This is a genomic window from Streptomyces sp. R-07, from assembly GCF_049913175.1.
Classification (GTDB): domain Bacteria; phylum Actinomycetota; class Actinomycetes; order Streptomycetales; family Streptomycetaceae; genus Streptomyces.
The window spans coordinates 3,654,103-3,678,310 of sequence record NZ_CP183978.1 but is presented as its reverse complement, the minus strand read 5'-3'; the positions used below and the strand labels follow the sequence as shown (position 1 = coordinate 3,678,310).

At 72.1% G+C, this 24,208-nt stretch carries 25 protein-coding genes; 15 read left to right on the top strand and 10 right to left on the bottom strand.

Features of this window, described 5'->3' with window-relative positions; genetic code table 11:
- Position 1: 1 nt before the first annotated feature.
- Together ACN9M0_RS16655 and ACN9M0_RS16650 are read right to left on the bottom strand one after the other, a co-directional pair.
- Entirely contained in the window at positions 2-178 is a 177-nt protein-coding gene (locus tag ACN9M0_RS16655; RefSeq protein ID WP_426403828.1) for a DUF397 domain-containing protein, read from the bottom strand.
- On the bottom strand, positions 175-1,011 hold the full coding sequence (locus ACN9M0_RS16650) for a helix-turn-helix domain-containing protein (protein WP_426403827.1): 837 nt from the start codon (positions 1,009-1,011) through the stop codon (positions 175-177). The genes ACN9M0_RS16655 and ACN9M0_RS16650 overlap by 4 nt, the downstream gene beginning before the upstream one ends.
- Positions 1,012-1,189: 178 nt before the next feature.
- On the opposite strand from ACN9M0_RS16650, the gene ACN9M0_RS16645 reads away from it, so the two are divergent.
- Together ACN9M0_RS16645 and ACN9M0_RS16640 are read left to right on the top strand one after the other, a co-directional pair.
- Positions 1,190-1,597, top strand: a complete 408-nt coding sequence (locus ACN9M0_RS16645; protein WP_366036991.1) for a hypothetical protein — start codon at positions 1,190-1,192, stop codon at positions 1,595-1,597.
- 41 nt (positions 1,598-1,638) lie between these two features.
- The gene (locus ACN9M0_RS16640) at positions 1,639-2,433 is read left to right on the top strand and encodes a DUF2785 domain-containing protein (RefSeq protein WP_366036953.1); all 795 of its coding nucleotides are present in this window, start codon (positions 1,639-1,641) and stop codon (positions 2,431-2,433) included.
- 136 nt (positions 2,434-2,569) lie between these two features.
- On the opposite strand, the gene ACN9M0_RS16635 is transcribed toward ACN9M0_RS16640, so the two are convergent.
- Positions 2,570-3,472, bottom strand: coding sequence for a hypothetical protein (locus ACN9M0_RS16635; protein ID WP_366036952.1), 903 nt, complete (start codon positions 3,470-3,472; stop codon positions 2,570-2,572).
- Positions 3,473-3,605: 133 nt separating this feature from the next.
- Between ACN9M0_RS16635 and ACN9M0_RS16630 the strand changes: the two genes are divergently transcribed.
- The 3 genes from ACN9M0_RS16630 to ACN9M0_RS16620 all read left to right on the top strand — a co-directional run bounded on the left by ACN9M0_RS16630 (position 3,606) and on the right by ACN9M0_RS16620 (position 6,510).
- Complete coding sequence (locus tag ACN9M0_RS16630; RefSeq protein ID WP_366036951.1) at positions 3,606-4,967, top strand: aspartate aminotransferase family protein; 1,362 nt, start codon at positions 3,606-3,608, stop codon at positions 4,965-4,967.
- Between the two features lie 69 nt (positions 4,968-5,036).
- The gene (locus ACN9M0_RS16625) at positions 5,037-5,747 is read left to right on the top strand and encodes a GntR family transcriptional regulator (RefSeq protein WP_366036950.1); all 711 of its coding nucleotides are present in this window, start codon (positions 5,037-5,039) and stop codon (positions 5,745-5,747) included.
- Positions 5,748-5,859: 112 nt separating this feature from the next.
- On the top strand, positions 5,860-6,510 hold the full coding sequence (locus tag ACN9M0_RS16620; RefSeq protein ID WP_366036949.1) for a hypothetical protein: 651 nt from the start codon (positions 5,860-5,862) through the stop codon (positions 6,508-6,510).
- A gap of 83 nt (positions 6,511-6,593) precedes the next feature.
- Here ACN9M0_RS16620 and ACN9M0_RS16615 read toward each other — a convergent pair whose 3' ends face one another.
- Entirely contained in the window at positions 6,594-7,298 is a 705-nt protein-coding gene (locus ACN9M0_RS16615; RefSeq protein WP_366036990.1) for an SLATT domain-containing protein, read from the bottom strand.
- 270 nt (positions 7,299-7,568) lie between these two features.
- On the opposite strand from ACN9M0_RS16615, the gene ACN9M0_RS16610 reads away from it, so the two are divergent.
- The 3 genes from ACN9M0_RS16610 to ACN9M0_RS16600 all read left to right on the top strand — a co-directional run bounded on the left by ACN9M0_RS16610 (position 7,569) and on the right by ACN9M0_RS16600 (position 9,273).
- The gene (locus tag ACN9M0_RS16610; protein WP_352018515.1) at positions 7,569-7,904 is read left to right on the top strand and encodes a YbaB/EbfC family nucleoid-associated protein; all 336 of its coding nucleotides are present in this window, start codon (positions 7,569-7,571) and stop codon (positions 7,902-7,904) included.
- Between the two features lie 65 nt (positions 7,905-7,969).
- Positions 7,970-8,569, top strand: coding sequence for a recombination mediator RecR (gene recR, locus ACN9M0_RS16605; RefSeq protein ID WP_041662562.1), 600 nt, complete (start codon positions 7,970-7,972; stop codon positions 8,567-8,569).
- A 35-nt stretch (positions 8,570-8,604) separates the two neighbouring features.
- On the top strand, positions 8,605-9,273 hold the full coding sequence (locus ACN9M0_RS16600; RefSeq protein WP_366036947.1) for a DUF5063 domain-containing protein: 669 nt from the start codon (positions 8,605-8,607) through the stop codon (positions 9,271-9,273).
- On the opposite strand, the gene ACN9M0_RS16595 is transcribed toward ACN9M0_RS16600, so the two are convergent.
- Positions 9,263-9,682: a hypothetical protein gene (locus ACN9M0_RS16595; protein WP_366036946.1), complete on the bottom strand. Its 420-nt coding sequence runs from the start codon at positions 9,680-9,682 to the stop codon at positions 9,263-9,265. The two genes, ACN9M0_RS16600 and ACN9M0_RS16595, sit on opposite strands and share 11 nt — an antisense overlap.
- Positions 9,683-9,990: 308 nt before the next feature.
- Between ACN9M0_RS16595 and ACN9M0_RS16590 the strand changes: the two genes are divergently transcribed.
- From ACN9M0_RS16590 to ACN9M0_RS16575, 4 genes are all read left to right on the top strand, one after another.
- Entirely contained in the window at positions 9,991-11,262 is a 1,272-nt protein-coding gene (locus tag ACN9M0_RS16590; protein ID WP_366036945.1) for an aspartate kinase, read from the top strand.
- Positions 11,259-12,365, top strand: a complete 1,107-nt coding sequence (locus tag ACN9M0_RS16585; protein ID WP_366036944.1) for an aspartate-semialdehyde dehydrogenase — start codon at positions 11,259-11,261, stop codon at positions 12,363-12,365. The genes ACN9M0_RS16590 and ACN9M0_RS16585 overlap by 4 nt, the downstream gene beginning before the upstream one ends.
- 252 nt (positions 12,366-12,617) lie before the next feature.
- Positions 12,618-13,346, top strand: a complete 729-nt coding sequence (locus tag ACN9M0_RS16580; protein WP_366036943.1) for a SigE family RNA polymerase sigma factor — start codon at positions 12,618-12,620, stop codon at positions 13,344-13,346.
- Positions 13,343-14,629, top strand: a complete 1,287-nt coding sequence (locus ACN9M0_RS16575) for a hypothetical protein (RefSeq protein ID WP_366036942.1) — start codon at positions 13,343-13,345, stop codon at positions 14,627-14,629. Before ACN9M0_RS16580 ends, ACN9M0_RS16575 begins: the two co-directional genes overlap by 4 nt.
- A 99-nt stretch (positions 14,630-14,728) precedes the next feature.
- Here ACN9M0_RS16575 and ACN9M0_RS16570 read toward each other — a convergent pair whose 3' ends face one another.
- A complete protein-coding gene (locus ACN9M0_RS16570) occupies positions 14,729-15,469 on the bottom strand; it encodes an SURF1 family protein (RefSeq protein ID WP_366036941.1) in 741 nt (246 codons plus the stop codon).
- Between the two features lie 65 nt (positions 15,470-15,534).
- Positions 15,535-17,373, bottom strand: a complete 1,839-nt coding sequence (locus ACN9M0_RS16565) for a S9 family peptidase (protein WP_366036940.1) — start codon at positions 17,371-17,373, stop codon at positions 15,535-15,537.
- 62 nt (positions 17,374-17,435) lie between these two features.
- Here ACN9M0_RS16565 and ACN9M0_RS16560 point away from each other — a divergent pair, with 62 nt between their 5' ends.
- A complete protein-coding gene (locus ACN9M0_RS16560) occupies positions 17,436-18,266 on the top strand; it encodes a class I SAM-dependent methyltransferase (RefSeq protein ID WP_366036939.1) in 831 nt (276 codons plus the stop codon).
- Positions 18,267-18,279: 13 nt separating this feature from the next.
- Here the strand turns inward: ACN9M0_RS16560 and ACN9M0_RS16555 are convergent, their stop codons facing one another.
- Together ACN9M0_RS16555 and ACN9M0_RS16550 are read right to left on the bottom strand one after the other, a co-directional pair.
- Positions 18,280-18,576, bottom strand: coding sequence for a DUF6191 domain-containing protein (locus ACN9M0_RS16555; RefSeq protein WP_366036938.1), 297 nt, complete (start codon positions 18,574-18,576; stop codon positions 18,280-18,282).
- A 31-nt stretch (positions 18,577-18,607) separates the two neighbouring features.
- The gene (locus ACN9M0_RS16550) at positions 18,608-19,642 is read right to left on the bottom strand and encodes an Lrp/AsnC family transcriptional regulator (RefSeq protein ID WP_399699335.1); all 1,035 of its coding nucleotides are present in this window, start codon (positions 19,640-19,642) and stop codon (positions 18,608-18,610) included.
- A 143-nt stretch (positions 19,643-19,785) separates the two neighbouring features.
- Between ACN9M0_RS16550 and ACN9M0_RS16545 the strand changes: the two genes are divergently transcribed.
- Positions 19,786-21,228 carry a tetratricopeptide repeat protein gene (locus tag ACN9M0_RS16545; RefSeq protein WP_399699337.1) on the top strand — a complete coding sequence of 481 codons (1,443 nt, stop codon included), beginning with the start codon at positions 19,786-19,788 and terminating at the stop codon, positions 21,226-21,228.
- Positions 21,229-21,288: 60 nt separating this feature from the next.
- Positions 21,289-22,296 (top strand): YdcF family protein, encoded by a 1,008-nt coding sequence (locus tag ACN9M0_RS16540; RefSeq protein ID WP_399699339.1) that lies wholly within the window; start codon positions 21,289-21,291, stop codon positions 22,294-22,296.
- Positions 22,297-22,332: 36 nt separating this feature from the next.
- On the opposite strand, the gene ACN9M0_RS16535 is transcribed toward ACN9M0_RS16540, so the two are convergent.
- Entirely contained in the window at positions 22,333-24,171 is a 1,839-nt protein-coding gene (locus ACN9M0_RS16535) for an alkyl/aryl-sulfatase (protein ID WP_366036934.1), read from the bottom strand.
- Positions 24,172-24,208 lie beyond the last annotated feature (37 nt).

Below are 24,208 nucleotides of genomic sequence, written 5' to 3'. Positions count from 1 at the left end.
GTCAGCCCTGCCAGGTGAGGAAGGCGCTCCAGGAGGACGGTTCCACGGCGAACGTGGGGCCGTCCTGCACCTTGGAGTCCCGGAGGTGGACGGCGTGGGCGCAGGCGGCGACCTCGACGCACTCCCCGCCGCCGCTGTCGCTGTAGCTGGACTTGAACCAGTGCAGGGTCTCGTTCATCTCCGTGCTCCCGCCAACTCCTCGATGACGCCCAGCGACCTGCGCGGATCCAGGGCCTGTGCCCGGATCTTCGCATATCGCTGCCGGTGGGTACTGACCTTCGCCCGGTCGGTGATCAGCAGACTCTCCCCCTGGATCTCCAGGTAGGTCACGTGGTCGTGGGCCGGGGTCTCGATAACCGTCAGGTTGCCTCGGTCGGCCACGTACTCGCCCCCCAACCCCGCATCCAGCGGCAGCACCTGAAGGTTCACGTTGCTCCTCCGGGCACACTCCGCCAGGTGCGCGAGCTGCTCTCGCATGATCTCCTCGCCCCCGAACGGACGCTTCAGTACCGACTCGTCGAGGATGAGCTCGATCTCGCACACCTGCTTCCGGTCGAAGAGCTCCTTCCGGGCCATCCGTCCGACGACCAGCTCCTCGGCCCGTTCCGGCGTCGGCTTCGGATAACCGCCCGCGATCAACGCCCGCGCGTACGACTCCGTCTGGAAGAGCCCGTGCACGACGTGGTTCGCGTACAGGCACAGCGCCACCGCCTTCTGCTCGATCGGCGCGTACCCCCGGAACTGCTCCGGCAGCTTCTCCAGGCGTACGAGCTCCCGCATCTCCTCGAAGATGCCCGTGCCGCCGCCCAGGACGCGTTCGAGCTGGACGAGCATCTCGTCGCTCACCGGGTGAATGAGCCGTTCCATCGCGCTGATCGCCGCGCCGGTGAAGCCCATCTGCGCGCCCAGCTGTTCCTGCGTCCAGCCCTTCTTCTGGCGCAATCGCTTTGCGACCGCCGCCGCCATCCTGGCCGCAGGGCCGACCGTTTCCTTGTTTTCCGCTCGTGCCATTCATGCTCCCCATTCGGACTCAACCGATCTCAACCGGTCTCAACTGCTCCCCGCCGAATTCGACTGCACACGAGGCGTGTTGGCGCAGGTCAAGGGGTCACCGACGCGCCCGCCGCAGTCGTGGAAAACGCTAGCGTCGACGCGGGAACATGGTCTCGTGAACGAAGAGAATCGGGAAGTGAAGGCGGATTGGATTCCTGTTTCCGGATTCCAACTCCGTAAGGCGGGCGTACAATTCGACGCCGTTCGGGTGGACGGCGACGAGGGGCGCCGACTCGCCGACTGGATGGAGGCGCTCACCGGCGGAGACCCGGGGCCGGTGGTCATCGAGGCGAACGGCCGGCGAGGGGTGTATTTCCTCGTGCCGCCCGGCACCACGGCGCACAAGTCCTGGCCGCGTGGAGTGACCCGGTTCAACGCGGGTCCGGCCCATGTCAGTTACGTACCCGTCCCGGCTCTGACCGGCCGGACCTGGCCCCTGGCGTGGCGCTGCCCGCCGACGTCCTCGGACCGTTTCGTGCACCCACTGCTCCTGAGGAGCGCCGTCACGGAGCTGTTCGCCGACCCGTACGCGGTGATGCCCTAATTCCCGGCAAGAAGCGGCGATGTCTGATTATCGTGCGCGTCGTGACCGACTGGAACGGCATCGAAGCCGCCGACTACGCCGTACCCACCGACCGTGACCTGCGAGAACTCGTCGACGAGCTCTCCCGCGCACTCGCGGATCCCGACCCGCTGGTCCGCGACGGGGCGGCGTACTCCGTCCTCCACACCTGGATCGAACGCGGGGTGATCGACGGGCCCCGGCGGCTGGCGCTCGGGGGCGAGATGGCCGCGCGCTTCCTGGACCCGGAGATCCAGGCCCGGACCTTCGCGCCGCTCGTGCTCGACATGCTGGTGGCGAAGGGGGAGTTCAGGGCGGAATGGGTGGAGGCGTTCGCGCGCTGGTACCCGGCCGAGGAGGACCTGCGGGGGTACGACGAGAAGCTCGGCTGGCTGCACGCGGTCGCGCACGGCGCGGACCTGTTGGACCGGTTCGGGCGGCACGCCGAGGTGGACCCCGTGCGGATGCTGGAGCTCGCGGCGGCGCGGCTGACGGCGCCGACGGGCCACGTCCTGGACCAACTGGAGGACGACCGGCTCGCGCGGGCGATCGCACGCGTCCTCACGCGGACCGACATGAGCGAGCGGGACGCGACCGGCTGGCTGGACGCGGTCGACGCCGAGTTCGGCACGGACAGGCTCGTCACGCCGGTGCCCGCCCACCTCTCCAACTGCCTGCGCACGCTCCGCCTGCTGTACGTCCTGGCGGACCGGGGAGTACGGCCGGCGGCCCCGGACGCGGCCCCGGTGCCCCTGCCCCACCGCGAGGCGCTCAAGGCCCGTATCGGCGAGGTTCTCGACCGGATGGTCAAGCGCTGACCTGGATCGGCCGGGTAGCCCCGAGGCCGGCGGGGGACCCCTGGGAGGACACCGAGAGCACAGAGCCCGGGCACGGCGGAGAGCTGCCGAGGCGTTCTTCCTGCTCCGGCAGGTCACCTACGGGGACCCGACCCGTTCAGCCCCGCTTGACCAGCCAGGCGAAGGCCAGGGGCGGGGTCAGGCAGGCGAGGAGGGCGGGCAGTCGGCTGAAGCCCGCCACCTCGAACTCCAGGGCCACCGGCAGCAGCAGGACCAGGCCTGCCAGGAGGATGCCGAGCGCGGGCAGGTGGACCTCGGGCTCGAAGCGGCGCAGCCGGTGCGGCTCGTCGGCGTCCATGCAGCCCGAGAGGATTCCGCCCGAGACCAAGGTCCACGGCCCGCCCCAGATGGCGAACAGGAGGAGGAAGTACCACGGGTGGTCGCGTGAACCGTTCTCGACGACGGGCACGTCGGGGTCGCGGGGCGCGAAGTACACCTCCACGTGCGTACGGCCGGCCACGGGTGGCTTGAAGCGGGTGTACACGCCGCGGACGGCGACCTCGCGCGGCCCGGACGCGTACGGGATCCGCAGGACGAGGCCGGTGAGGTAGTACGGGTCGTGGTCGTGGTCGTCGTCGCCCTCGTGGAACTCGGGACGGCCCGCGAGACGGACCACGGGGACCTCGTACCGGTCGTACCCGGCGCGCTCCAGGCGCGCGGTCTCACGGCCGTAGTCGCCGCTGATGGTGAAGACGGACATGAGCGCGGCGGCGGTGGCGACGGAGACGCCGAACCCGAACACGTACCGCAGGACACGGTTCGGCCGGCGGGTCTCCCGGTACGGCTTGGCCAGCGGGTCCCGGGAGCGGGTGGCGGCCCGGTACGAGGCGACGACCCAGGCGGCGGCGAACAGGACGGCGAGCCCGGCGAGCGCCAGCGGCGCTGTGAGCGGCGGGTACGGGGAGACCCCCGCGAGGGAGACGAGTACGGCCGCCCCGGCACTGAGAACCATCCCCCAGCCGGCGAGCGAGGTGGCGGCACTACGGCCGGGCGTGTACATGCCGGGCAGCGTAGGGGCGTGCCCCCGCCGAGGCGGCTCGGCCGCCCGACCGGCAACGTGTCGGGTCCGCCGCGGTCTCGGTGGACAAGATGGCCATGGCCCGTCCCACCTGCGGTTCCTTACCCTCGGACCCATGACCCCTCATGTCGAACCCGATCCGCAGGCCGGCGCGGCCGTCAAGGCCGCCGACCGCGCGCACGTCTTCCACTCCTGGTCCGCCCAGGGCCTGATCGACCCGCTCGCCGTCGCCGGCGCGGAGGGTTCGTACTTCTGGGACTACGACGGCAACCGCTACCTCGACTTCACCAGCGGCCTCGTCTACACCAACATCGGCTACCAGCACCCCAAGGTCGTCGCCGCGATCCAGGAGCAGGCCGGGAAGCTCACCACCTTCGCGCCCGCCTTCGCCATCGACGTCCGCTCCGAGGCCGCACGCCTCATCGCCGAGCGCACCCCGGGCGACCTGGACAAGATCTTCTTCACCAACGGCGGCGCCGAGGCCGTCGAGAACGCCGTCCGCATGGCCCGGCTGCACACCGGCCGCACGAAGGTGCTCTCCGCCTACCGCTCGTACCACGGCGCCACCTCCACCGCGATCAACCTGACCGGCGACCCGCGCCGCTGGGCCTCCGACAACGGCTCCGCGGGCGTCGTGCGCTTCTGGGCGCCGTTCCTCTACCGCTCGCCCTTCTACGCCACCACCGAGGCGGAGGAGAGCGCGCGGGCCCTCCAGCACCTGGAGGACACGATCGCCTTCGAGGGTCCGGCGACGATCGCCGCGATCATCCTGGAGACCGTGCCCGGCACCGCCGGCATCATGACCCCGCCGCCCGGCTACCTCGCCGGCGTCCGCGAGATCTGCGACAAGTACGGCATCGTCTTCGTACTCGACGAGGTCATGGCCGGCTTCGGCCGCACCGGCAAGTGGTTCGCCGCCGAGCACTTCGACGTCGTGCCCGACCTGATGACCTTCGCCAAGGGCGTGAACTCCGGCTACGTGCCGCTCGGCGGCGTCGCCATCAACGCCGAGATCGCCGCCACCTTCGACAAGCGGCCCTACCCCGGCGGCCTGACCTACTCCGGTCACCCGCTGGCCTGCGCCGCCGCCGTCGCCACCATCCAGGTGATGGAGGACGAGAAGGTCGTCGAGAACGCCGCCCACATCGGCGAGAAGGTCCTCGGCCCCGGCCTGCGCGAGCTCGCCGAGCGACACCCGTCCGTCGGCGAGGTCCGCGGCATGGGCGTCTTCTGGGCGCTCGACCTGGTCAAGAACCGCGAGACCCGCGAACCGCTCGTCCCGTACAACGCGGCCGGCGAGGCCAACGCGCCGATGGCCGCCTTCGGCGCCGCGGCGAAGAAGCAGGGCCTGTGGCCCTTCGTGAACATGAACCGCACCCACGCCGTTCCCGCCTGCAACGTCTCCGAGGCCGAGGTCAAGGAGGGCCTGGCGGCCCTCGACGCGGCCCTCTCGGTGGCCGACGAGCACACCGCGTAACCGCAGTACCCGGGAGGTTCCCTCCGTCTGGACTAGGGTGTCCGGAACCGGACGGAGGGGACCGACCACATGCCCGCGAGCGGAGCTGTCACGCGCAACACCTTGCGACAGCAGATCGCGGACGCGCTGCGTGACGAAGTGCTCGCAGGCCGTCTCCAGCCGGGCGAGGAGTTCACCGTCAAGCAGATCGCCGAGCAGTACGGGGTCTCCGCGACGCCCGTCCGCGAAGCCCTCGTCGACCTCTGCGCGCAGGGCCTCCTCGACTCCGACCAGCACCGCGGCTTCCGCGTCCACCAGTACTCGGTCGACGACTACCGGGGCATGGTCGAAGCCCGGATGCTCGTCGTCGACGGCATCTTCCGCCGCCACGCGCCCGCCACCACCCCGCCGCCGTCCGCGGCCGCCGATCCCGACCTCGGCGTCGGGGTCGCGCTCGTCTCGATACGCCGCCGGGGAGAGGCCGCCGCCCGCGCCGCCCGCGCCGGGGACCTGGACATCCTCATCGGCTACGACATCCGCTACTGGCGCGAGCTGGGCCGCCTGGTCTCCGCCAACGACTACATCGCCGACTTCCTGCACCGGCTCCGCGTCCAGGCCTGGGTCTTCTCCGTGCCCTACCTGCGCTCCGAGCGGGACGTCCTCGGCTGGCTGTGGAGCGGGCACGTGGACCTGGTGGACGCGATCACGCGCGGCGACGCGGAGTCGGCCGTCGAGGTCGTACGGGCCTACAACACGCACTCGCTGGAATGGGCGGACCGTCTGGACGCCCGCGCCCGCTGAACCCCCATCGGGTTGAGGCCGGGCCTCCGGGGGCAGGTCCTCAGCGGGTGGGCGTCGTCGGCCGAGCCGACTACCCTGGCCGTCCCTGCAACTGACGGAGAGCGAGCCTCCCTTGGCCTGTGACCTGTGGCTGGTCCCCCTCGTCGACGTGCTGTGCCACAGCCCCGACAATCCCTTCGCCGAAGAGATAGCCGCCTACGACGCCGTCCTGAGCGCCTCGGGCCTGCCGACCGTGCCCATCTACGCGTACATGCCAGGACTCTCCGGCGACGTCGCCCCGGTCGCCGGCTTCGACTACGAGGCCCTGCACTTCCTGCGCCGCGCCTACCTGCTCCAGATGTGCGGGCTGCCGGTCGAGCCGGTCGGCGAGCTCGGCGGGGACTACGAACAGCTCCTGGAGATGTTCGAGGCGACCGCCCAGCAGTCGCACCTCGTCTGGCACTACGACCACGCGGGCGCGTACGTGCCGGTGGACTTCCCGGTGCCGCTCGCCAGCGACGAGCTCCTCGAAGGCGGCGGCCCGCTCGGCTCCTCGTACGGGCTGCTCCGGGAGCTGGAGTTCGTCGCGCCCGCGATCGGCATCGACCACGCCAACCCGCCCGCGGCCCCGCAGGCGCCGGAGCGGCCCACCACCCTGGAGGAGCCGGCCGCGGCCGTCCCCTCCGAGGACCACCCCTTCGCGCGGGAGCGGCACGTGTGGCTGGGGCTGCACGCGGCGGCGACCCGGAGCCTCGCCCAGGGGTCGATGATCATCCTGAGCTGAGGCGGGGGCCGAGACGGGCTGAGAACGAGCTGCGACGGGCCGAGGCGGGCTGAGACCGCCTCGCTGCGGCCCCCGGACCGGCCCTAGCGGGCCTCCGGGGGCCGCTGGCGCGGCATGTTCGGGCGGGTGCCCGGCGGCAGCGGGAAACGGCCCGAGGGGTGGGAGCTCTCCGCCCTGGCCGGGACCACGCCGACCGACTGGAGCGCCAGCGGCGCCGGGCCCGAGCGGAACTCGACCATCCAGTCCGCGGTCTCCGCCCGCACCAGCTCCGTCACGTCCTCCGAGAAGCGGCGCAGCACGCCCAGACAGCGCTCGGCCGCCTCGCTCGCGGTGCCCTCCGTGGGGCCCAGGACCTCCCGGACGCTCTCGGAGGCCCAGTCGAACTGGAGGGCCTGGAGACGGCGCTGCACGGCCTGGGCCGTCGCCACGTCCCTTATCCAGCCGGACGTCAGCCCGAAGTACCGGTCGCAGGCGATGCACGCGGCACCGAGCAGCAGCGACAGATAGCCCCAGCCGGCGGTGCCCGCGGCGACCCCGGTCAGGTCGAGCAGCGGAAGCGCGGCGCCCGCGATCACCCCGGCGGCCGTGCCGATCCGCAGGGTCCGGGCGGCGCGGCGCTTCCAGACGCGGTCGGAGAGGTACCACTCGGCGGTGCGCAGGGCGTTCGTCTCGACCCAGCGGTACAGCTCGTCGAGCCGTTCGGCCGGCTCGCCCCAGTCGCCCAGGGGGAACGGCGTACCGGTCAGATCGCGGGTGACGTCTCCCCCGGGGGGTCCCGGTGGCTGCATCTCCGGCTGCTGGCTCACCGGGGGACTCCTCTGTTCAGCTCAGTGCTCGTGTCCTTCTGTGACGTGCGGTGCACGTGGTGCCTGCCCTTCCTACCGCCGAATGGTGGGCGGCGGGCCCGGAATCCCGGGATTTCCGCCCGCAAGAGGGTGTTGATCAGGTAGAGGAGCCCGCAGTTTCTCACCCGAAAGAGTGGTGGAGGCGGGGCGGGCGGCGACCACGTAGGCTCGGCGTACCGACACATCCGGACGTAACGAACCTCAGGAGTGACTGTGATCCCCGGTGGTGGCCAGCCCAACATGCAGCAGCTTCTCCAGCAGGCCCAGAAGATGCAGCAGGACCTCGCCCGGGCGCAGGCGGAGCTCGCCGCGACCGAGGTCGACGGGCAGGCGGGCGGCGGCCTGGTCAAGGCGACCGTCACCGGCTCCGGCGAGCTGCGCGGCCTGGTCATCGACCCCAAGGCGGTCGACCCGGAGGACACCGAGACGCTGGCCGACCTGATCGTCGCCGCCGTGCAGGCCGCCAACGAGAACGCGCAGCAGCTCCAGCAGGCGAAGCTGGGTCCGCTGGCGCAGGGCATGGGCGGGATGCCGGGCCTGGGCTTCTGAGCCCTTCTAAGGCGCGCTTCCAGCCACTACCGTAAGAATCAAGAACTTCTGAGAGAGGCGTTCCGTTGTACGAAGGCGTGGTTCAGGACCTCATCGACGAACTGGGCAGGCTGCCCGGCGTCGGTCCCAAGAGCGCGCAGCGGATCGCCTTCCACATCCTCCAGGCGGAGCCCACGGACGTGCGCCGCCTCGCGCACGCGCTCCTGGAGGTCAAGGAGAAGGTCCGGTTCTGCGCGGTCTGCGGGAACGTGGCGCAGCAGGAGCAGTGCAACATCTGCCGCGACCCGCGCCGCGACCTCACCGTCATCTGCGTGGTCGAGGAGCCGAAGGACGTCGTGGCGATCGAGCGGACGCGCGAGTTCCGCGGGCGGTACCACGTCCTCGGCGGCGCGATCAGCCCGATCGAGGGCGTCGGCCCCGACGACCTGCGCATCCGTGAACTGCTCGCGCGGCTCGCGGACGGCACGGTCACCGAGCTGATCCTCGCGACCGACCCGAACCTGGAGGGCGAGGCCACCGCGACGTACCTGGCGCGGATGATCAAGCCCATGGGGCTGAAGGTGACCCGGCTCGCGAGCGGGCTCCCCGTCGGCGGCGACCTGGAGTACGCCGACGAGGTGACCCTCGGCCGTGCCTTCGAGGGGCGGAGGCTGCTAGATGTATGACGACAGGGCCGGCGCGCTCTCAGGGAGGCTCCTCGATGTCTGACGCCACACTGCACTCCGTCACGCAGGACCCGGACGACTTCGCGGTCCAGATCGCCGACTCGGTCGAGAGCTTCATCGTCGCGACGACCGAGGTCGCCAAGGGCGACGAGCCGGACAGTGCGGTGCCCTTCCTGCTCCTGGAGCTCTCCCAGCTGCTCCTCGCGGGCGGCCGGCTCGGCGCGCACGAGGACATCGTCCCGGACGAGCGGTACGAGCCGGACACGGGCCCGGAGCCGGACGTCGACGACCTCCGCGAGCGGTTCGCCGTCATGCTGGAGCCGGTCGACGTCTTCTCCGAGGTCTTCGACCCGTACGAGCCGCGCAAGGCCCCGGTCCCGGCCCGGATCTCCGACAACCTCGCCGACATCGTCACCGACCTGCGCCACGGGCTCGCCCACTACCGCGCGGGCCGCACCAGCGAGGCCCTGTGGTGGTGGCAGTTCTCGTACTTCTCCAACTGGGGCCCCACCGCCTCGGCCACCCTCCGCGCCCTCCAGTCCCTCGTCGCCCACGTCCGCCTCGACCAGCCCCTCGCCGAGCTCGACGGTCTCGACACCGACGAGGACCTCACGGAGGACGACCTCGCCGAGGAGGCGGGCCGCGTGATGCTGGAGGAGATCGCGGCCCCGCTGGGCCTGCGCAGCAAGTCGCTCAGGAAGTAGACCGCTCCAGGAGCCGTACGAGCCCGCTGATGTCCTGCTCGTACGTGAACTCGCGCAGCAGCGTCCCCCAGCCGCCCTGGGGGACGCGCTGCCAGACGAAGGTGTAGAGGACGGGCTCGCCGTCCTTCACGCGGCGCATCACGATCGAGCCGTACGCGCTCCGCTCGCCGAACGTGCTGGTCGTGAGGAAGGTCGCGTCGTCGACCGACTCGCCGACGGAGGCGCCGCCCGCCTTCAGGGCGCGGAAGCGGGCCATGAACATCTCCTTCGTGAGCGTCACGCTCCGGCCCTCCGCGTCGCAGCGGACGTTCTCGAAGGCGGGGTCGTACAGCGCGTCCAGTGCCTCGACGTCCATCGCGAGGCCCGCGTCCAGGTAGGTGCGCATCCGGTCCACCAGGGTCTGGTCCACGATCGGCTCCTCTGCTCTCTGCTGTGTCTGCTCTCCGCTGTCTGTGGTTCCACCGTGGCGTGGGCCACCGACAGACCGCCGACCGATGACCGACCGCCGACCGATGACGGCCGACCGATGACCGATGACGGCTGATCCGATGGCCGATGACGGCCGATCCGATGGCCGATGACGGTCGACAGGCCCGGGGTGATCATTCTCTGAGCAGCGCGTCTCATCATGCGATATCACGTCGGCGTTTCCAGGTCCCTCGATAGACTGAGCCGATCGCAGCACCGGCTGCGGCACACACTGAGCGAGGAGCGCACGTGGGCCTTGTCGTGCAGAAGTACGGAGGCTCCTCCGTTGCCGATGCCGAAGGCATCAAGCGCGTCGCCAAGCGGATCGTGGACACCAAGAAGGACGGCCACCAGGTGGTCGTCGTGGTTTCCGCGATGGGCGACACGACGGACGAGTTGATCGATCTCGCCGAGCAGGTATCCCCGATCCCTGCCGGGCGTGAGTTCGACATGCTGCTGACCGCCGGAGAGCGGATCTCCATGGCCCTGCTGGCCATGGCGATCAAAAACCTGGGCCACGAGGCCCAGTCGTTCACGGGCAGCCAGGCCGGTGTCATCACCGACTCGGTCCACAACAAAGCGCGCATCATCGATGTCACGCCGGGCCGGATCCGCACCGCCCTCGACGAGGGCAACATCGCCATCGTCGCCGGCTTCCAGGGCGTGTCCCAGGACAAGAAGGACATCACCACGCTCGGCCGTGGCGGTTCCGACACCACCGCCGTGGCGCTCGCCGCGGCGCTCGACGCCGAGGTCTGCGAGATCTACACCGACGTCGACGGTGTGTTCACGGCCGACCCGCGCGTCGTGAAGAAGGCGAAGAAGATCGACTGGATCTCCTTCGAGGACATGCTGGAGCTCGCCGCCTCGGGCTCCAAGGTGCTGCTGCACCGCTGCGTCGAGTACGCACGCCGCTACAACATCCCGATCCACGTCCGCTCGTCCTTCTCGGGACTGCAGGGCACGTGGGTCAGCAACGAACCGCAAGGGGACCAGAAGGTGGAGCAGGCCATCATCTCGGGTGTCGCCCACGACACCTCCGAGGCGAAGATCACCGTCGTCGGCGTGCCGGACAAGCCGGGCGAGGCCGCGGCCATCTTCCGCGCCGTCGCGGACGCCGAGATCAACATCGACATGATCGTGCAGAACGTGTCCGCCGCCTCCACCGGCCTCACGGACATCTCCTTCACCCTCCCCAAGGCCGAGGGCCGCAAGGCCATCGACGAGCTGGAGAAGGCGAAGACCGCGATCGGCTTCGACTCGCTGCGCTACGACGACCAGATCGGCAAGATCTCCCTGGTCGGCGCGGGCATGAAGACGAACCCGGGCGTCACCGCCGACTTCTTCAAGGCGCTGTCCGACGCGGGCGTGAACATCGAGCTGATCTCGACCTCCGAGATCCGCATCTCGGTCGTCACCCGCGCCGACGACGTCAACGAGGCCGTGCGCGCCGTCCACTCCGCCTTCGGCCTGGACAGCGACTCGGACGAGGCCGTCGTCTACGGAGGCACCGGCCGATGACCCCGAAGCCGACGCTCGCGGTCGTGGGAGCGACCGGGGCGGTCGGCTCGGTGATGCTCCAGATGCTCACGCACCACGCGGACGTCTGGGGCGAGATACGCCTCCTCGCCTCCCCCCGTTCGGCCGGTCTCCCCCAAGCCCTCGACTCCGCTCGAGCAGGGGGGACCCCCATGGCCGCCGTGCGGGGGGAGGAGTGCGAGATCCTCGCGGTGAGCGAGGAGGCCTTCGAGGGCGTCGACCTGGCGCTCTTCCTCGTGCCCGAGACCGTCGCCGCCCGCTGGGCGCCGATCGCCGTCTCCAAGGGCGCCGTCGTCGTGGACACCTCCGCGGCCTTCCGGGCGGACCCCGACGTGCCGCTCGTCGTCCCCGAGATCAACGCGCCCGCCGCGCGCGTACGCCCCCGGGGCATCGTCGCCGGACCCGGCTGCACCACCCTCGCGCTGATCGTCGCCGTGGGTGCCCTGCACGCCGAGTTCGGGCTCGCCGAACTGGTCGTCACCGCCCAGCAGGCCGCCAGTGGCGCCGGCGCGGGACAGGCGGGCGTCGACGCGCTCCGCGCCCAGCTCGGCCTGGTGGCCGGCGACGGCGACCTGGGCAGGCACCCCGGAGACGTACGGCGGGCCGTCGGCGAGAACACCGGCCCCTTCCCCGGCCCCCTCGCGCTCAACGTCCTGCCCTGGTCGGGCACTCCCGGCGCCGACGGCGCCTCCTCCGAGGAGGAGCGCGTCCGCGACGAGACCCGCCGGATCCTCGGCCTGTCCGGCCTCCGGGTCGCCGCCACCTGCGTCCGCGTCCCCGTCGTGACCGGCCACTCCGTCTCCGTCCACGCGCGCTTCGAGCACCCCGTCCCCGTCGGACGCGCGCACGAGGTCCTGGCGACCTCGCCGGGAGTCGTGCTCTACGACGACCCGGCCGCGGGCGACTTCCCCACCCCCGCCGACGTCGTCGGCACCGACCCCGCCTGGGTCGGCCGGGTCCGGCGCTCCCTCGACGACGAGCGCGCCCTCGACTTCTTCGTCTGCGCCGACAACCTCCGCAAGGGCGCCGCCCTGAATGCGCTTCAGATCGCTGAATCGCTTGTCACGGATTTGTGGGATCTGTGAACGACCTGTGAGCAAAAAGGCGTCAGATACCTCTTGAACTGCGGCGATGCCGTGGTCGACGATGCACTTCCCCCGTACTGCAACCAGAGTTGGGCGGGGCGCGTCTCTGCGTGCACCCACGGCCCTGTGTCGCGGGACACGCCGAAAGCGGGGCATCGGGGGAGAACGGTTACGCATGAGGACGAACAACTCACCGTCGAAAAGGTTGGCGTACGCGTACAACCCTGTCGGGGGGAAGCGTGTCCAACAGGCGTGGCAGAGGTACTCGACATCGCGACCATCGCCCCGCTGCGAGGCGCGGGCACGGCGGTGCTCCCCGTGCGGAGCGGCGCCGTCGTCCCCGTACGCGGCTCCGCGGTCCGTCCGCTCCGGCGACCGCGCCCGCTCGGCGGCATGCCGGTGATCGCCCCCGTGCCCACCGGATCCCGCACCGGCGGGGTGGACGGCATCCCGTCGCCCCGCAAGAGCGCCGAGGCCGCCCCGACGGCCGGCACCACCGTCGACCACCTGACCGAGACCTACCGCGCCCACTACCGGTCGCTGCTCGGTCTCGCCGCGCTGCTCCTCGACGACACCGCCTCCTGCGAGGACGTCGTCCAGGAGGCCTTCATCCGCGTCCACTCGGCCCGCAAGCGGGTCCGCGAGCCCGAGAAGACGCTCGCGTACCTGCGCCAGACCGTGGTGAACCTCTCCCGGTCCGCGCTGCGCCGCCGCATCCTCGGCCTGAAGCTGCTGTCCAAGCCGATGCCGGACATGGCCAGCGCGGAGGAGGGGGCGTACGAGCAGCTGGAGCGCGAGGACCTGATCAAGGCGATGCGCGGACTCCAGCGGCGCCAGCGCGAGGTGCTCGCCCTGCGGTACTTCTCCGACATGACCGAGGTCCAGGTCGCCGAGACGCTCGGCATATCCCTGGGCTCGGTGAAGGCGTACGGTTCGCGGGGCATCGCGGCGCTGCGCGTCGCGATGGGAGCGACGACATGAGCGAGGCACCCGGCGGGGACGGCGTGGCCCACGAGAACCGTGACGGCGACGACGTCCCCGAGAGGCATGCCGCCGACGCGGCGACCGGCGCGGACGGTGCCGGCACCGAGGCGGCGCGCGCGGACGGTGCCGCCACCGAGAAGCCTGACGCCCTGGATGTACGTGACGAGCTGAGTGGACAGCGCATGGTGAAGATCGAGCCCGGGCCCGGCGAGGGCGACGACGAGCTCGCGATGCGGCGGCTGTTCCAGGACGCCGTGGGCGGCCTTGAGCCCTCCCTCGGCTCGCTGGAGCACCTGCGCCGGGCCGTGCCCGCGCGGCGCGCCCGCAAGCGGCAGGCCGTCGTCGGCGCCGCGGCCGCCGCCGTCCTCATCGGCACGGCCGTCCCCGCCTTCGTGCACGTCGCCGCCTCGGGCGGCATCTCCGCCGCCAACCCCGTGAACGCCGGCCACGGCGAGCAGGCCCAGGGCGGCACCGGCACCGAGACCGGCGTCGAGGGCGGCCAGAGCTCCAAGGCCCCCGCGACCGCCGTCTCGCCGAGCCCCGGCGGGGCCGACGGCACCGCGGGCAAGCCGCAGCGCCCGGGAGCCGGCGCCTCCGGCGAGGGCCCGCACCAGACGCTGGGCGCGGACCCCGACTCCACCCCGCGGTGCACCGCCGACCAGCTCGGCGTCACCCGCGAGGGCACCGACGGGGTGGACGCCGTGGGCAAGGTCTACGGCACCTTCCGCATCGCCAACGTCTCCGACCAGAACTGCCTGGTGGACGGCGCGGGCACCGTCGGCTTCGAGGCCCGGGGGGCGGCGGACCCGGGGCGGATCTCCGTGGTCCGGCACACCTCCGGCGACGCGGCCGGCGACCTGCCCGACCCCTCGCAGGAGTCGTTCGCGCTCGTCCTGAAGCCGAGCGGCAGCTACGAGGTGAAGTTCGCCTGGGTGCCGAGCGACACCTGCCCGACGACCGGCACCACCCCGACGCCCACGCCGACCACGCCGACCGAGCCGCCGGCCACCCCGACGCCGACGCAGCCGACCCCGACGGACGACCCCACGAGCGGGGCGGGCGGCACCGAGACCGGTGGCGCCGGCGTCGGACCGGGGGGCACCGGGGCGGAAGAGGGCGCCGGCGCGGCACCCCAGCTGGTCTACGAGGACGGCGCTCCGGCGGACGGCAGCGTCGTGGTCAGCCACACCGCGGAGTCGGGCGGCCCCACGGCCTCGGCCGTCATCCCGAACGCCTGTGCAGGCGTCATCGTCCGCACCGGAATTCTGTCCGCCTCCTGAGGCACCCCCGAGGGCGCCCCGCGACACACCGGGGCGCCTACGGCCCCCAACGCCTCGTCGAGGGGCGCCTACGGCCCCCAGCGCCTCGTCGAGGGGCGCCTACAGCCCCAGCGCCTCGTCGCGGGAGGCCTCCGCCTCGCGGCGCACGAGGCGGAACCACATGAAGACGACGAAGCCCGCGAAGACGAACCACTCCGCCGTGTAGCCGAGGTTCTGGAAGGCCTTCGCGTCCAGGCTCGTGCCCGCCGCGGCCACCGCCGGGACCGGCGTGAGACCGGCGGGGGAGTCCGCGAGGGTGATCCAGGCGTCGTAGACGTCGTCCGTGACCACGTTCACCAGGGACGCCGCACTGATCATGCCGAGCTGCCCCTCGGGCAGCCCGCCCGCCGTGCGGACGCCCTTCGTGCCCGGGTTCTCCGAGGCCTGGAGCGCGCCCACCACCGTGACCTCGCCCGCCGGCGGGGCGGGGGCCTTCGCGCCCGTGGGGAGCCAGCCCCGGACCACCGGCAGCGACCGGCCGCCGTCGGTCTTCAGCAGCGTCAGGACGTACGAGCCGGTCCGGCCGTCCAGCTCGCGGTCCGGCACGAGGAACTGCTCCCCGAACCGGCCTCGCGCCTCGGCCGACCGGCCCGAGGTCTCCTTGTCCACCGGCAGCAGCGAGGCCAGCGGCTCGGCCTTCAGCGAGCTCACGGCGGGCCGCTGCTCGGCCTCCCGGTGGGAGTCGACGCGGTCCTCGAACTTGCCCAGCTGCCAGGTCCCCATGAAGACGCAGAACGGGATCGCGAGGAGGACGAAGGCGTTGATCCCCCACCATCGGGGCGTCATCAAGAACCGGTACACGCCCCCCACGGTACGCAAGCCGGCTCGGCTCCCCGACGGCCGGGTCCCCGGGGGCGCCCCGCCCGTCAGGCCCGGCTCGCCGGCGCGACACCCCCCAGGTGTCTCGCCGCGAAGTCCAGGTCCAGGGCGACCTGCTTGATCCGCTCCTCCACCACCAGCGAGCCGTGGCCCGCGTCGTACCGGTACACCTCGTGGACCGCGCCCCGGGCCGCGAGCCGGTCGACGTAGTTGTCGATCTGGCGGATCGGGCAGCGCGGGTCGTTGACGCCGGCCGACACGTGCACCGGCGCCTTCACCGCGTCCACGTACGTCAGCGGCGACGAGGCCGCGTACCGCTCGGGCACCTCCTCCGGGGAGCCGCCCAGAAGCGTCCGGTCCAGAGCCTTGAGGGCCTCCATCTCGTCCTCGTACGCCGTGACGTAGTCCGCGACGGGCACGGCCGCCAGACCGACCGCCCAGTCGTCCGGCTGCGTGCCCAGACCGAGCAGCGTGAGGTAGCCGCCCCAGGAGCCGCCGGAGAGGACGAGGCGCTCGGGGTCGGCGAGGCCGCTCGCCACCGCCCAGGCGCGGACCGCCGCGATGTCCTCCAGCTCGATCAGGCCGACCCGGTGCTTGAGCGCGTCGGTCCACTCCCGGCCGTACCCCGTGGAGCCCCGGTAGTTGACCCGCACCACCGCGTACCCGTGGTCCAGCCAGGCCGCCGGGCCCGACGCGAAGGCGTCGCTGTCGTGCCAGGCCGGGCCGCCGTGCACCTCGAAGATCGTCGGGAAGGGGCCCTCGCCCTCCGCCGGGCGCTGCACGAGCGCGTGGACCCTGCCACCCGGGCCCTCCACCCACACGTCCTCCACGGGCACCGACGGCGGCGCCTTCGGGCCGGGCGGGTCGAGGACGACACCGCCGGCGGTGGAGCGCACCACCGGCGGCTCGGCGGCCGAGGACCACAGGTACTCCACGGAGCCGTCGGGACGGGCCGTCGCGCTCGACACCGAACCGGCCGGGGTCTCCACCCGGACCAGGGCGCCGGTCGCGATCTCGTACCGCCACAGCTCGCTGCGGGCCTCGAAGCCGTGCACGATCAGCAGCCCCGAGCCGTCCGGGTACCACTCGGCCGACACGTCGCCCGGCAGATCGAGCCGCAGGTCGGTCTCGGTGCCCGTCGCCACGTCCCAGAGCATCGGCTCCCAGCGGCCGCGCCGCTGGTGGCCGACGAGCAGCCGGGTGTCCCCGGCCAGCGGGGCGAAGCCGAGGACGGTGAGCCCCAGCTCCTCCGTGCCGCCCTTGGTGTCGTCGAGCTCGGCCACCACGGCCGCGTCCGAGGCGCGCAGCACGCGCAGCGCCGAGTGCATCGCGTCGCCGTGCTCGGTGTGCTCGATCGCGATCAGCGAGCCGTCGTACGACAGGTCGCCGACGCCGGCCGACTCCCGGTGCCGGTAGATCTCGACCGGGGCGCCGGCCCCGGGCCGTACGAGATGGACCGTCGAGCCCTCCTCGTCCGTGGAGCGGCCCACCACGAGCGTGCCCTCCCGGCCGATGGCGAGTCCGGCCGGGTAGGAGGCGGCGAGGCCGGGCACGGCGGGCTCGTCCGCGCCGCCCGCGAACGGCTGGCGCATCCACACCCCGAACTCGTCCCCGTCGGTGTCCGCGAACCACCAGATCGAGGCGCCGTCCGGCGACAGCGTGCCGTCCGTCGTGCCGTTCGGCCGGTCCGTGACCTGCCGCTGCGCACCGCTCGCCCGGTCCCAGGCGTACAGCTCGTACGTCCCCGTCGCGTTGGACACGAACAGTGAACGGTCGGGGGCCTCCTCGGCCCACTCGGGCAGGGAGACGCGGGGCGCCCGGAAGCGCTGCTCCCAGACGGGGGTGTCGGTGTTCGCCTCGTACTCACTCTCAGTCATGGCACCCATCATGCTCCGCGTGGCCGACAATCGGGTCGCGTCGTCCGCAGCCTGTGGATAACCTCGCGGGCATGTACTCACCGACCCCTGAGGACTGGCGCGAGGCCAACCGCGCACGCTGGGACGAGCGCGTCCCGATCCACGTCGCCAGCGAGTTCTACGACCTCGACACGTTCCGCGCGGGCAAGGACGCCCTCCGCGACTTCGAGCTCGCGGAGGTCGGCGACGTCACGGGCCGCTCCCTGCTGCACCTCCAGTGCCACATCGGCCTGGACACCCTCTCCTGGGCCCGGCACGGCGCCTCGCACGTCGTCGGGCTGGACTTCTCCGAGCCGGCCGTCGAGACCGCCCGCTCGCTCGCCGCCGACCTGGGTCTCTCGCAGGAGCGGGCCGCCTTCGTCGCCGCCGACGTGTACGAAGCGGCCGAGGCCGTCCCGGACCGGTCGTACGACATCGTCTACACCGGCGGAGGGGCGCTGTGCTGGCTGCCCGACATCGAGCGCTGGGCGGAGACCGCCGCCTCGCTCGTCGCCCCGGGCGGCTTCCTCTACGTGGCCGAGTTCCATCCGCTGACCGACTCGCTCGACGACGAGACCGGCAGCCGGATCGTGCACGACTACTTCGTCCGCGATCCGTGGGTGGACACCAGCTCGGGGACGTACGCCGACCTCGACGCGGCCACCGTCCACAACCGGAGCGTGGAGTGGGTGCATCCGGTCGGCGAGGTCGTCACGGCACTCGCGAGGGCGGGCCTGCGGATCGAGTTCCTGCACGAGCACGACGCCTCGCTCTACCCCCGCTACGGCGCGCTCCAGCGCCATGAGGACGGCTACTACCGCTTCCCCGCGGACCGCCCCCGCATCCCCCTCATGTACTCGATCAAGGCGTCCCGCCCGACCTGAGCCCGAGAGCGCCCTACGCCTTCCGGCCGCCGAGCCTGATGACGGCGCGTCCGCCCCTGAGGTCCACCGTCGAGCGGTGCGGCGGGGCGCCGTCCTCCTCGTCGTCGCGCAGCACCAGGGAGCTCTGCCGCTCCTTGAGTTCGTTCTGCTTGCCCTGCGAGAACGTGGCGTGCAGCTGCTCGAAGCCGGTCGACGAGACCTGGCCCGAGCGCTTCCCCCGGCCGGTCATGCGCAGGATCTGATCGGCGAAGGCGATCACGGTCAGCAGGATGACCAGACCCGGCAGCGTCACGAACACGGCGAATTCCATGCCCTCCATCAGACCACGCCCCACGCACGTCTCACAGGGGCGCGTCAGGACGTATGTGGTGGGTGCGCCGCCCGTCCGGTCCGATGACCTGCGCGCCGATCTTGTGGGTGCGCAGGGACACCGCCGTGCCCGTGATCCGCAGCGCCGGCGCGGCCCGCACCAGCGCCGCCGTCACGTCGTGGAGCTCCTCGACCGTCCTGAGCCACATGGCGAGCGCCAGGTTGTGCCGCCCGGTCACCGAGGTGACCACGCGGGTCTGCCGCAGCCGGGTCAGCGAGACCACCGACTCCGCGACCTCCAGGGGCGGTACGTCCGCCGTGACCATTGCCCACACGGGACGGCCGGAGAAGCGCGGGGCGGGCAGGCAGTGGTGGTGGCAGAGGCCGGACGCGCCGAGGGCGTCCAGCCTGCGGCGCACGGTCGACTCGCTCGTGCCGCACTGCCGGGCCAGTTCGGCGGCGCTGCGCCGGGCGTCGCCCGCCAGCTCCGCGATGATCCGCTGGTCGAGCTCCGTGACGGGCGGGTACGCGCGCGCGTGGGCCCGGATCCGCCGGTCGCCGCCGGTGATCTCGGTGAGGTGCTGGACCTGCCCGGGGGTGAGCTGCTCGATCCGCGAGCGGTACGGGCGGTTGTGCAGCTGGGTGACGACCTGCGTGCGGGCCCTGAGTACGCCGGGCAGTCGCCGCACACGGCCGGCGAGGTAGCCGTCCAGGGCTTGCAGGTCGGGGCAGTTGACGAGCAGCACCAGATCGGCGTCGCCGGTCACCTGGTGGACGCCGAGGGTGTACGGATCGCCCGCGACCTCGGTCGCGGTGGCCTCGGCGGCGCCGGCGACGCACTCCAGCTCCACCCACGCGTAGAGGGTGGCTTCGGTGCCGCGGCGGGCGGCGAGCATCGAACTCCAGGCGTACCCTCCGGCGGTGAGGGTCTCCCAGCGCCGGGCGAGGGTTTCCGGGCTGACGGTGAGCACGGCCGAGAGCTGGGTCCAGCTGGCGCGCGGCGCTATCTGCAGTGCGTGGATCAGCGCCAGATCCACCTCCCCCAGGACGGATTCCCTGGTATGCATGTGCCTCCTTGGTCGATCCCGGGGAAACCCTGGGTGTGGGCACGGGAAGGCCCCAGGATGTGGACCAGGGCAAATGCATTCAAGCCGCGTTGCCGGCTGTTTTCCATGAAATCCGTCCTAAGTCACAGGAGAAGGGCGGAGAAGTGACACGGGGGCTGGAGCACATGTGGGCAGGAGAACCACAGGAGGAACACCTGTGGACAGCACGACCGCCGGAGACCGAACTCCTCTGGGGCGAACCCGTCGGCCTTGACCAGGTCGCCGCGGCCGAGCGTGGCTACGAGAGCTGCGGCCCGGCCGAACAGCTCCTGTGGGAGCGGCTGTCCGTCTTCGAGGGGGCCTTCGGCCGGGAGGCCGTCCGTGAGGTCTGCGCCTCCGGCGCACTGCCCGCCGGGGAGATCCAGGCGGTCCTGGACCGGCTCGCGCCGCTCGCCCTCCTCCCCGTCGACGACCTCTTCGACGGCGAGGACGGCCTGCCCCGCTACTGGATGCCGCACCCGATGCGGGCCGTCGGCGCCCGCCGCCTCACCGCGCGCGGCGACCGCTGGGCCGTCCTCCTGCACCATCGCAGGTGGTGCGTGAAGGTGGCCCGGCGGGCGTCCGACTGGTGGCAGCGGGGCCGGCAGATCGACGCCCGGGACCTCGCACTGCGCGAACTCCCGGACCTCGCCGCCGCCATGGACCCGACGACCGCGCCGCTCTCGCCGAGCGCCGAGGCCGAGACGTCCGTCGAGATCGCGGTCTCGCTGTGGTTCCTGTGGGTGGCCTGCGGGCGGATCGCCGAGGGCCGCACCCGGCTCCGGCACGCCCTCAGCCTGCACGGGGGACCGCCGTCGGCCCGCGCCCTGTGGCTCGCCGCCTTCCTGGAACTGGAGTCGGGCCGCCCCGAGGACGCCGACCCGCTCCTCGCCCAGGCCTGGGCGGCGGCCGTACGGGACGGCGACGAGCGCTGTCTGGCGCTCCTGGCCCATCTGCGCGGAGCGACCGCCCTCTACCAGGGGCGTACGCGCGCGGCGGCGGCCGAGTTCCGGGAGGCGCTCGCCCTGATGGAGGAGCACCCGGAGTTCGGGCCGACCCGGCGGGCCTGCTGGGTCGGGCTCGCGCTGTCCCTGTGCCGCTCCGACCCGGAGGGGGCGCAGGAGGCGCTGGACCAGGGGGACCTGGACCGGGAGAGCCGGCGGGCCTGGGTGGGCCGTGACGTGTTCGCCGAGGCCTGGGCGTACCACGTACGGGCCGAACTCGGCGCCTGGGACGGGGAGCCGGAGCGGGCCGCGGAGTACGCCAGGCGGGCCCTGCGCGAGCATCTGCGGCTCGGTTCGGCGGTGGGCGCGGCCTGCGCGGCGGAACTCCTCGCCCAGATGCGGGCGATCGACGGGCAGCACGACGCGGCGGCCCATCTCCTCGGCGCCGTCGACCTGTTGCGGAGCTCGGTCTTCGACTCCTCGTACCGGCCGGCGGAGTACTGCATGGTCACGCGCGCGCGTGGCGAGGAGGCGCTGCGGTCGCTGCTCGGCGACCCGGAGCTGAAGAGCGCCTACGAAGAGGGCGCCAGACGCGGCCTGTTCGCGCTGGCGGGCGAGATCTAGGGCCTGCCGCCGCGCGCTCGGGCAAGGGTCGTTGTCGGTCGCGCTGTCTACGATGTCAGAATGTTTGCCTTCGTCGTGGCCGCCGTCTTCCTGCTGCTCTTCGGGGCCGGTGTGCTGCGCGACCGGCGCCGCTTCGGCAACGCCGTGTACCTCGGCCTCGCCGTCACGTTCCTCGGGATCGGGCTCCTCGCGGGCATCGACGACGCCCCGCCCGGGGTCGCCGAGACCGTGATGGTCGTCGTGCTGCTGGTGCTGGGCCTCGGCCCGGTGGTCCTCGCCGCGCTGCTCTGCGCGAACGGCGTGAAGATGGTCCGCAAGGAGGGCAGACGCCCGGCCAACCTGCTCGCGCTCCTCGCCGGACTCGGCATGTTCGGGGTGATGGCCCTGACCGTCGCGGCGGCCGTCACCCGCTCACGGGTCCTGGGCGTGATCGCCGGCACCACCCTGCTGGTGCTCGGCTACGTCTCGTTCCTCTTCCTCTGCTTCGTCGGCTACGCCTTCCTGTACGGCCGGATGCGGATCCGCCGCGACGCCGACTACGTCGTGGTCCTCGGCTCCGGACTCATCGGGGGCCGCCGCGTCCCGCCGCTCCTCGCGAGCCGTCTGGACCGGGGCCGGCAGGTGTACGAGCGGCTGGCCGCGCGCGGCGGGGACGCGCCCGTCCTCATCACCTCCGGCGGGCAGGGGCCGGACGAGGAGCTGCCCGAGTCCCACGCGATGGCCGACTACCTCGTCGACGGCGGCTTCCCCGCGGAGGCGGTCGTGCGCGAGGACCGCTCGCGCACGACCGAGGAGAACATGCTCTTCAGCAAGGAGCTGATGGAGCGCGACCGGCCGGGCTCCTCCTGCGTGATCGTCACCAACAACTTCCACGCCTTCCGGGCCGCCCTGATGGCCCGTAGGGCGGGCCTCGACGGCCACGTGGTGGGCTCGCCGACCGCCGCCTACTTCTGGCCCTCGGCGACGATCCGCGAGTTCGCCGCGGTCTTCCTCCAGTACAAGGTGGTCAACCTCGGGATCTGCCTGATGCTGATCCTGCTGGGCTTCCTGGCGTGGCTCGTGCGGTGACTCCGTGCGTGGCTCATGCGCTGACTCCTTCGCCGGTCACGGGGTGACGACCGGGAACTGGGCGTCGGGCTTCGTCACGTACGAGAAGAGGCGGGCGAGCAGGGCCGGGTCGCCCTCCGTCCCGATCCCGAGCTCCTGGAGGCTCTTCCCGGCGAGCAGGCCGAGCAGCTGCGCCTTCCCGAGGGTCAGGGTCAGCCCGGCGGGCGTCCGGGGCTCGGCGACCACCCGGTGGGTGAGGGCGCCGTTGTGCAGGGTGAGGCGCCGCCGCTCGCCCGCGTCCGTGGGGCCGTCGGTCAGGACCAGGTCGATCGTGAGGTCGTCGTCCCAGGCGCGCGGCCCGTCGATCGCGATGGCGACCGAGTCGATCAGCATGGGGACGGTGAGGGCCATTGCCATCTCGGGGTTGGTCATGTCGACCATGTCGCCCGTGACGCCCTGCCGGAGTTCCTGGGCGCCGCGCAGGTAGAAGTTCCGCCAGGTCGCGTTCTCGGCGCCGTACCCGAGCTTCTCGTACACCCCGGCGAGCGCCTCCTTCGCCTCCTCGTTCCCGGGGTCGGCGAAGACCACGTGGTCGAGGAGGGTCGCGGCGAAGCGCGGGTCGCCGCCCTCGGCGTACGTGCGGGCCTTGGCGACGGCCTCGGCGGGTCCGCCGGCCACGTCCACGTACCGCCGCGCGAGCTCCGCCGGCGGGTGCTCCCAGAGGTGGGCCGGGTTCCCGTCGTACCAGCCGAGGTAGCGCTGGTAGACGGCCTTGGTGTTGTGGCTGAGCGAGCCGTAGTACCCGCGCGCGTGCCAGGACTTCTCCAGGGCGGGCGGCAGCTCGATCATCTCGGCGATCTCGACGCCCGTGTGTCCCTGGTTGAGCAGGCGGAGCGTCTGGTCGTGCATGTACGCGTAGAGGTCGCGCTGCTCGGCCAGGAACCGCACCACGTTGTCGTGGCCCCAGGTGGGCCAGTGGTGGGACGCGAAGCCGACGTCGTACTGCCCGTGGAAGTACTCGATCGCCTCGTCCAGATAGTGGGCCCACATCCGGGAGTCGCGGACGACCGCGCCGCGCAGGGTGAGCACGTTGTGCATGTTGTGCGTGGCGTTCTCCGCCAGGCACAGGGCGCGGTGGTCGGGAAAGAGGAAGTTCATCTCGGACGGGGCCTCGGTGCCCGGCGTGAGCTGGAAGACGATCCGTACGCCGTCGACCGTCTCCTGCTGCCCGGTCTCCGTGATGTCCACGGTCGGCGGGATGAGGCCGATCGTTCCGGTGGAGGTGCCCTGGCCGAGGCCCACGCCGATCTGGCCGTCCGGCGCCTTCGGGAGGCCGACGCCGTACATGTAGCTCGCCCGCCGGGTCATGGCCGTGCCCGCGTACACGTTCTCGCTGACCGCGTGCTCCAGGAAGCCGGCGGGGGCGAGGATCGGGACGCCCTCCTCGGTGCCGTGCGGCAGGACACCGCGGACCCCGCCGAAGTGGTCGCCGTGCGAGTGGGTGTAGATCACGCCGGTGACCGGCCGGTCGCCCCGGTGCTCCTTGTAGAGCGCGAGGGCGGCCGCCGCCGTCTCCGAGGAGATCAGCGGGTCGATGACGATCACCCCGCGCTCGCCCTCGACGAGCGTCATGTTGGAGATGTCCAGGCCGCGGACCTGGTAGATGCCCTCCGTGACCTCGTACAGACCCTGACGCGAGGAGAGCTGCCCCTGCCGCCACAGACTGGGGTGCGCGGTGTCCGGGCACTCCGCCTTGAGGAAGGCATAGGCGTCGTTGTCCCAGATCACGCGGCCGTCCTCGGCCTTCACCACCCCGGGGACGAGCGTGCCGAGGAAACCCCGGTCGGCGTTCTCGAAGTCGGTCGTGTCCTCGAAGGAGGGCAGGGTGTCGCTCATGTGCCAGGTGCTCCGTTCCGCGGGGGCGGTGATCGGC

What these genes read in the sequence shown, in the direction of transcription:
- ACN9M0_RS16655 (WP_426403828.1), bottom strand. Translation starts at nt 178, where the DNA reads ATGAACGAGACCCTGCACTGGTTCAAGTCCAGCTACAGCGACAGCGGC.
- ACN9M0_RS16650 (WP_426403827.1), bottom strand. Translation starts at nt 1,011, where the DNA reads ATGGCACGAGCGGAAAACAAGGAAACGGTCGGCCCTGCGGCCAGGATG.
- ACN9M0_RS16635 (WP_366036952.1), bottom strand. Translation starts at nt 3,472, where the DNA reads ATGTACACGCCCGGCCGTAGTGCCGCCACCTCGCTCGCCGGCTGGGGG.
- ACN9M0_RS16630 (WP_366036951.1), top strand. Translation starts at nt 3,606, where the DNA reads ATGACCCCTCATGTCGAACCCGATCCGCAGGCCGGCGCGGCCGTCAAG.
- ACN9M0_RS16625 (WP_366036950.1), top strand. Translation starts at nt 5,037, where the DNA reads ATGCCCGCGAGCGGAGCTGTCACGCGCAACACCTTGCGACAGCAGATC.
- ACN9M0_RS16615 (WP_366036990.1), bottom strand. Translation starts at nt 7,298, where the DNA reads ATGCAGCCACCGGGACCCCCCGGGGGAGACGTCACCCGCGATCTGACC.
- ACN9M0_RS16600 (WP_366036947.1), top strand. Translation starts at nt 8,605, where the DNA reads ATGTCTGACGCCACACTGCACTCCGTCACGCAGGACCCGGACGACTTC.
- ACN9M0_RS16585 (WP_366036944.1), top strand. Translation starts at nt 11,259, where the DNA reads ATGACCCCGAAGCCGACGCTCGCGGTCGTGGGAGCGACCGGGGCGGTC.
- ACN9M0_RS16575 (WP_366036942.1), top strand. Translation starts at nt 13,343, where the DNA reads ATGAGCGAGGCACCCGGCGGGGACGGCGTGGCCCACGAGAACCGTGAC.
- ACN9M0_RS16565 (WP_366036940.1), bottom strand. Translation starts at nt 17,373, where the DNA reads ATGGGTGCCATGACTGAGAGTGAGTACGAGGCGAACACCGACACCCCC.
- ACN9M0_RS16560 (WP_366036939.1), top strand. Translation starts at nt 17,436, where the DNA reads ATGTACTCACCGACCCCTGAGGACTGGCGCGAGGCCAACCGCGCACGC.
- ACN9M0_RS16555 (WP_366036938.1), bottom strand. Translation starts at nt 18,576, where the DNA reads ATGGAATTCGCCGTGTTCGTGACGCTGCCGGGTCTGGTCATCCTGCTG.
- ACN9M0_RS16550 (WP_399699335.1), bottom strand. Translation starts at nt 19,642, where the DNA reads ATGCATACCAGGGAATCCGTCCTGGGGGAGGTGGATCTGGCGCTGATC.
- ACN9M0_RS16540 (WP_399699339.1), top strand. Translation starts at nt 21,289, where the DNA reads ATGTTTGCCTTCGTCGTGGCCGCCGTCTTCCTGCTGCTCTTCGGGGCC.
- ACN9M0_RS16535 (WP_366036934.1), bottom strand. Translation starts at nt 24,171, where the DNA reads ATGAGCGACACCCTGCCCTCCTTCGAGGACACGACCGACTTCGAGAAC.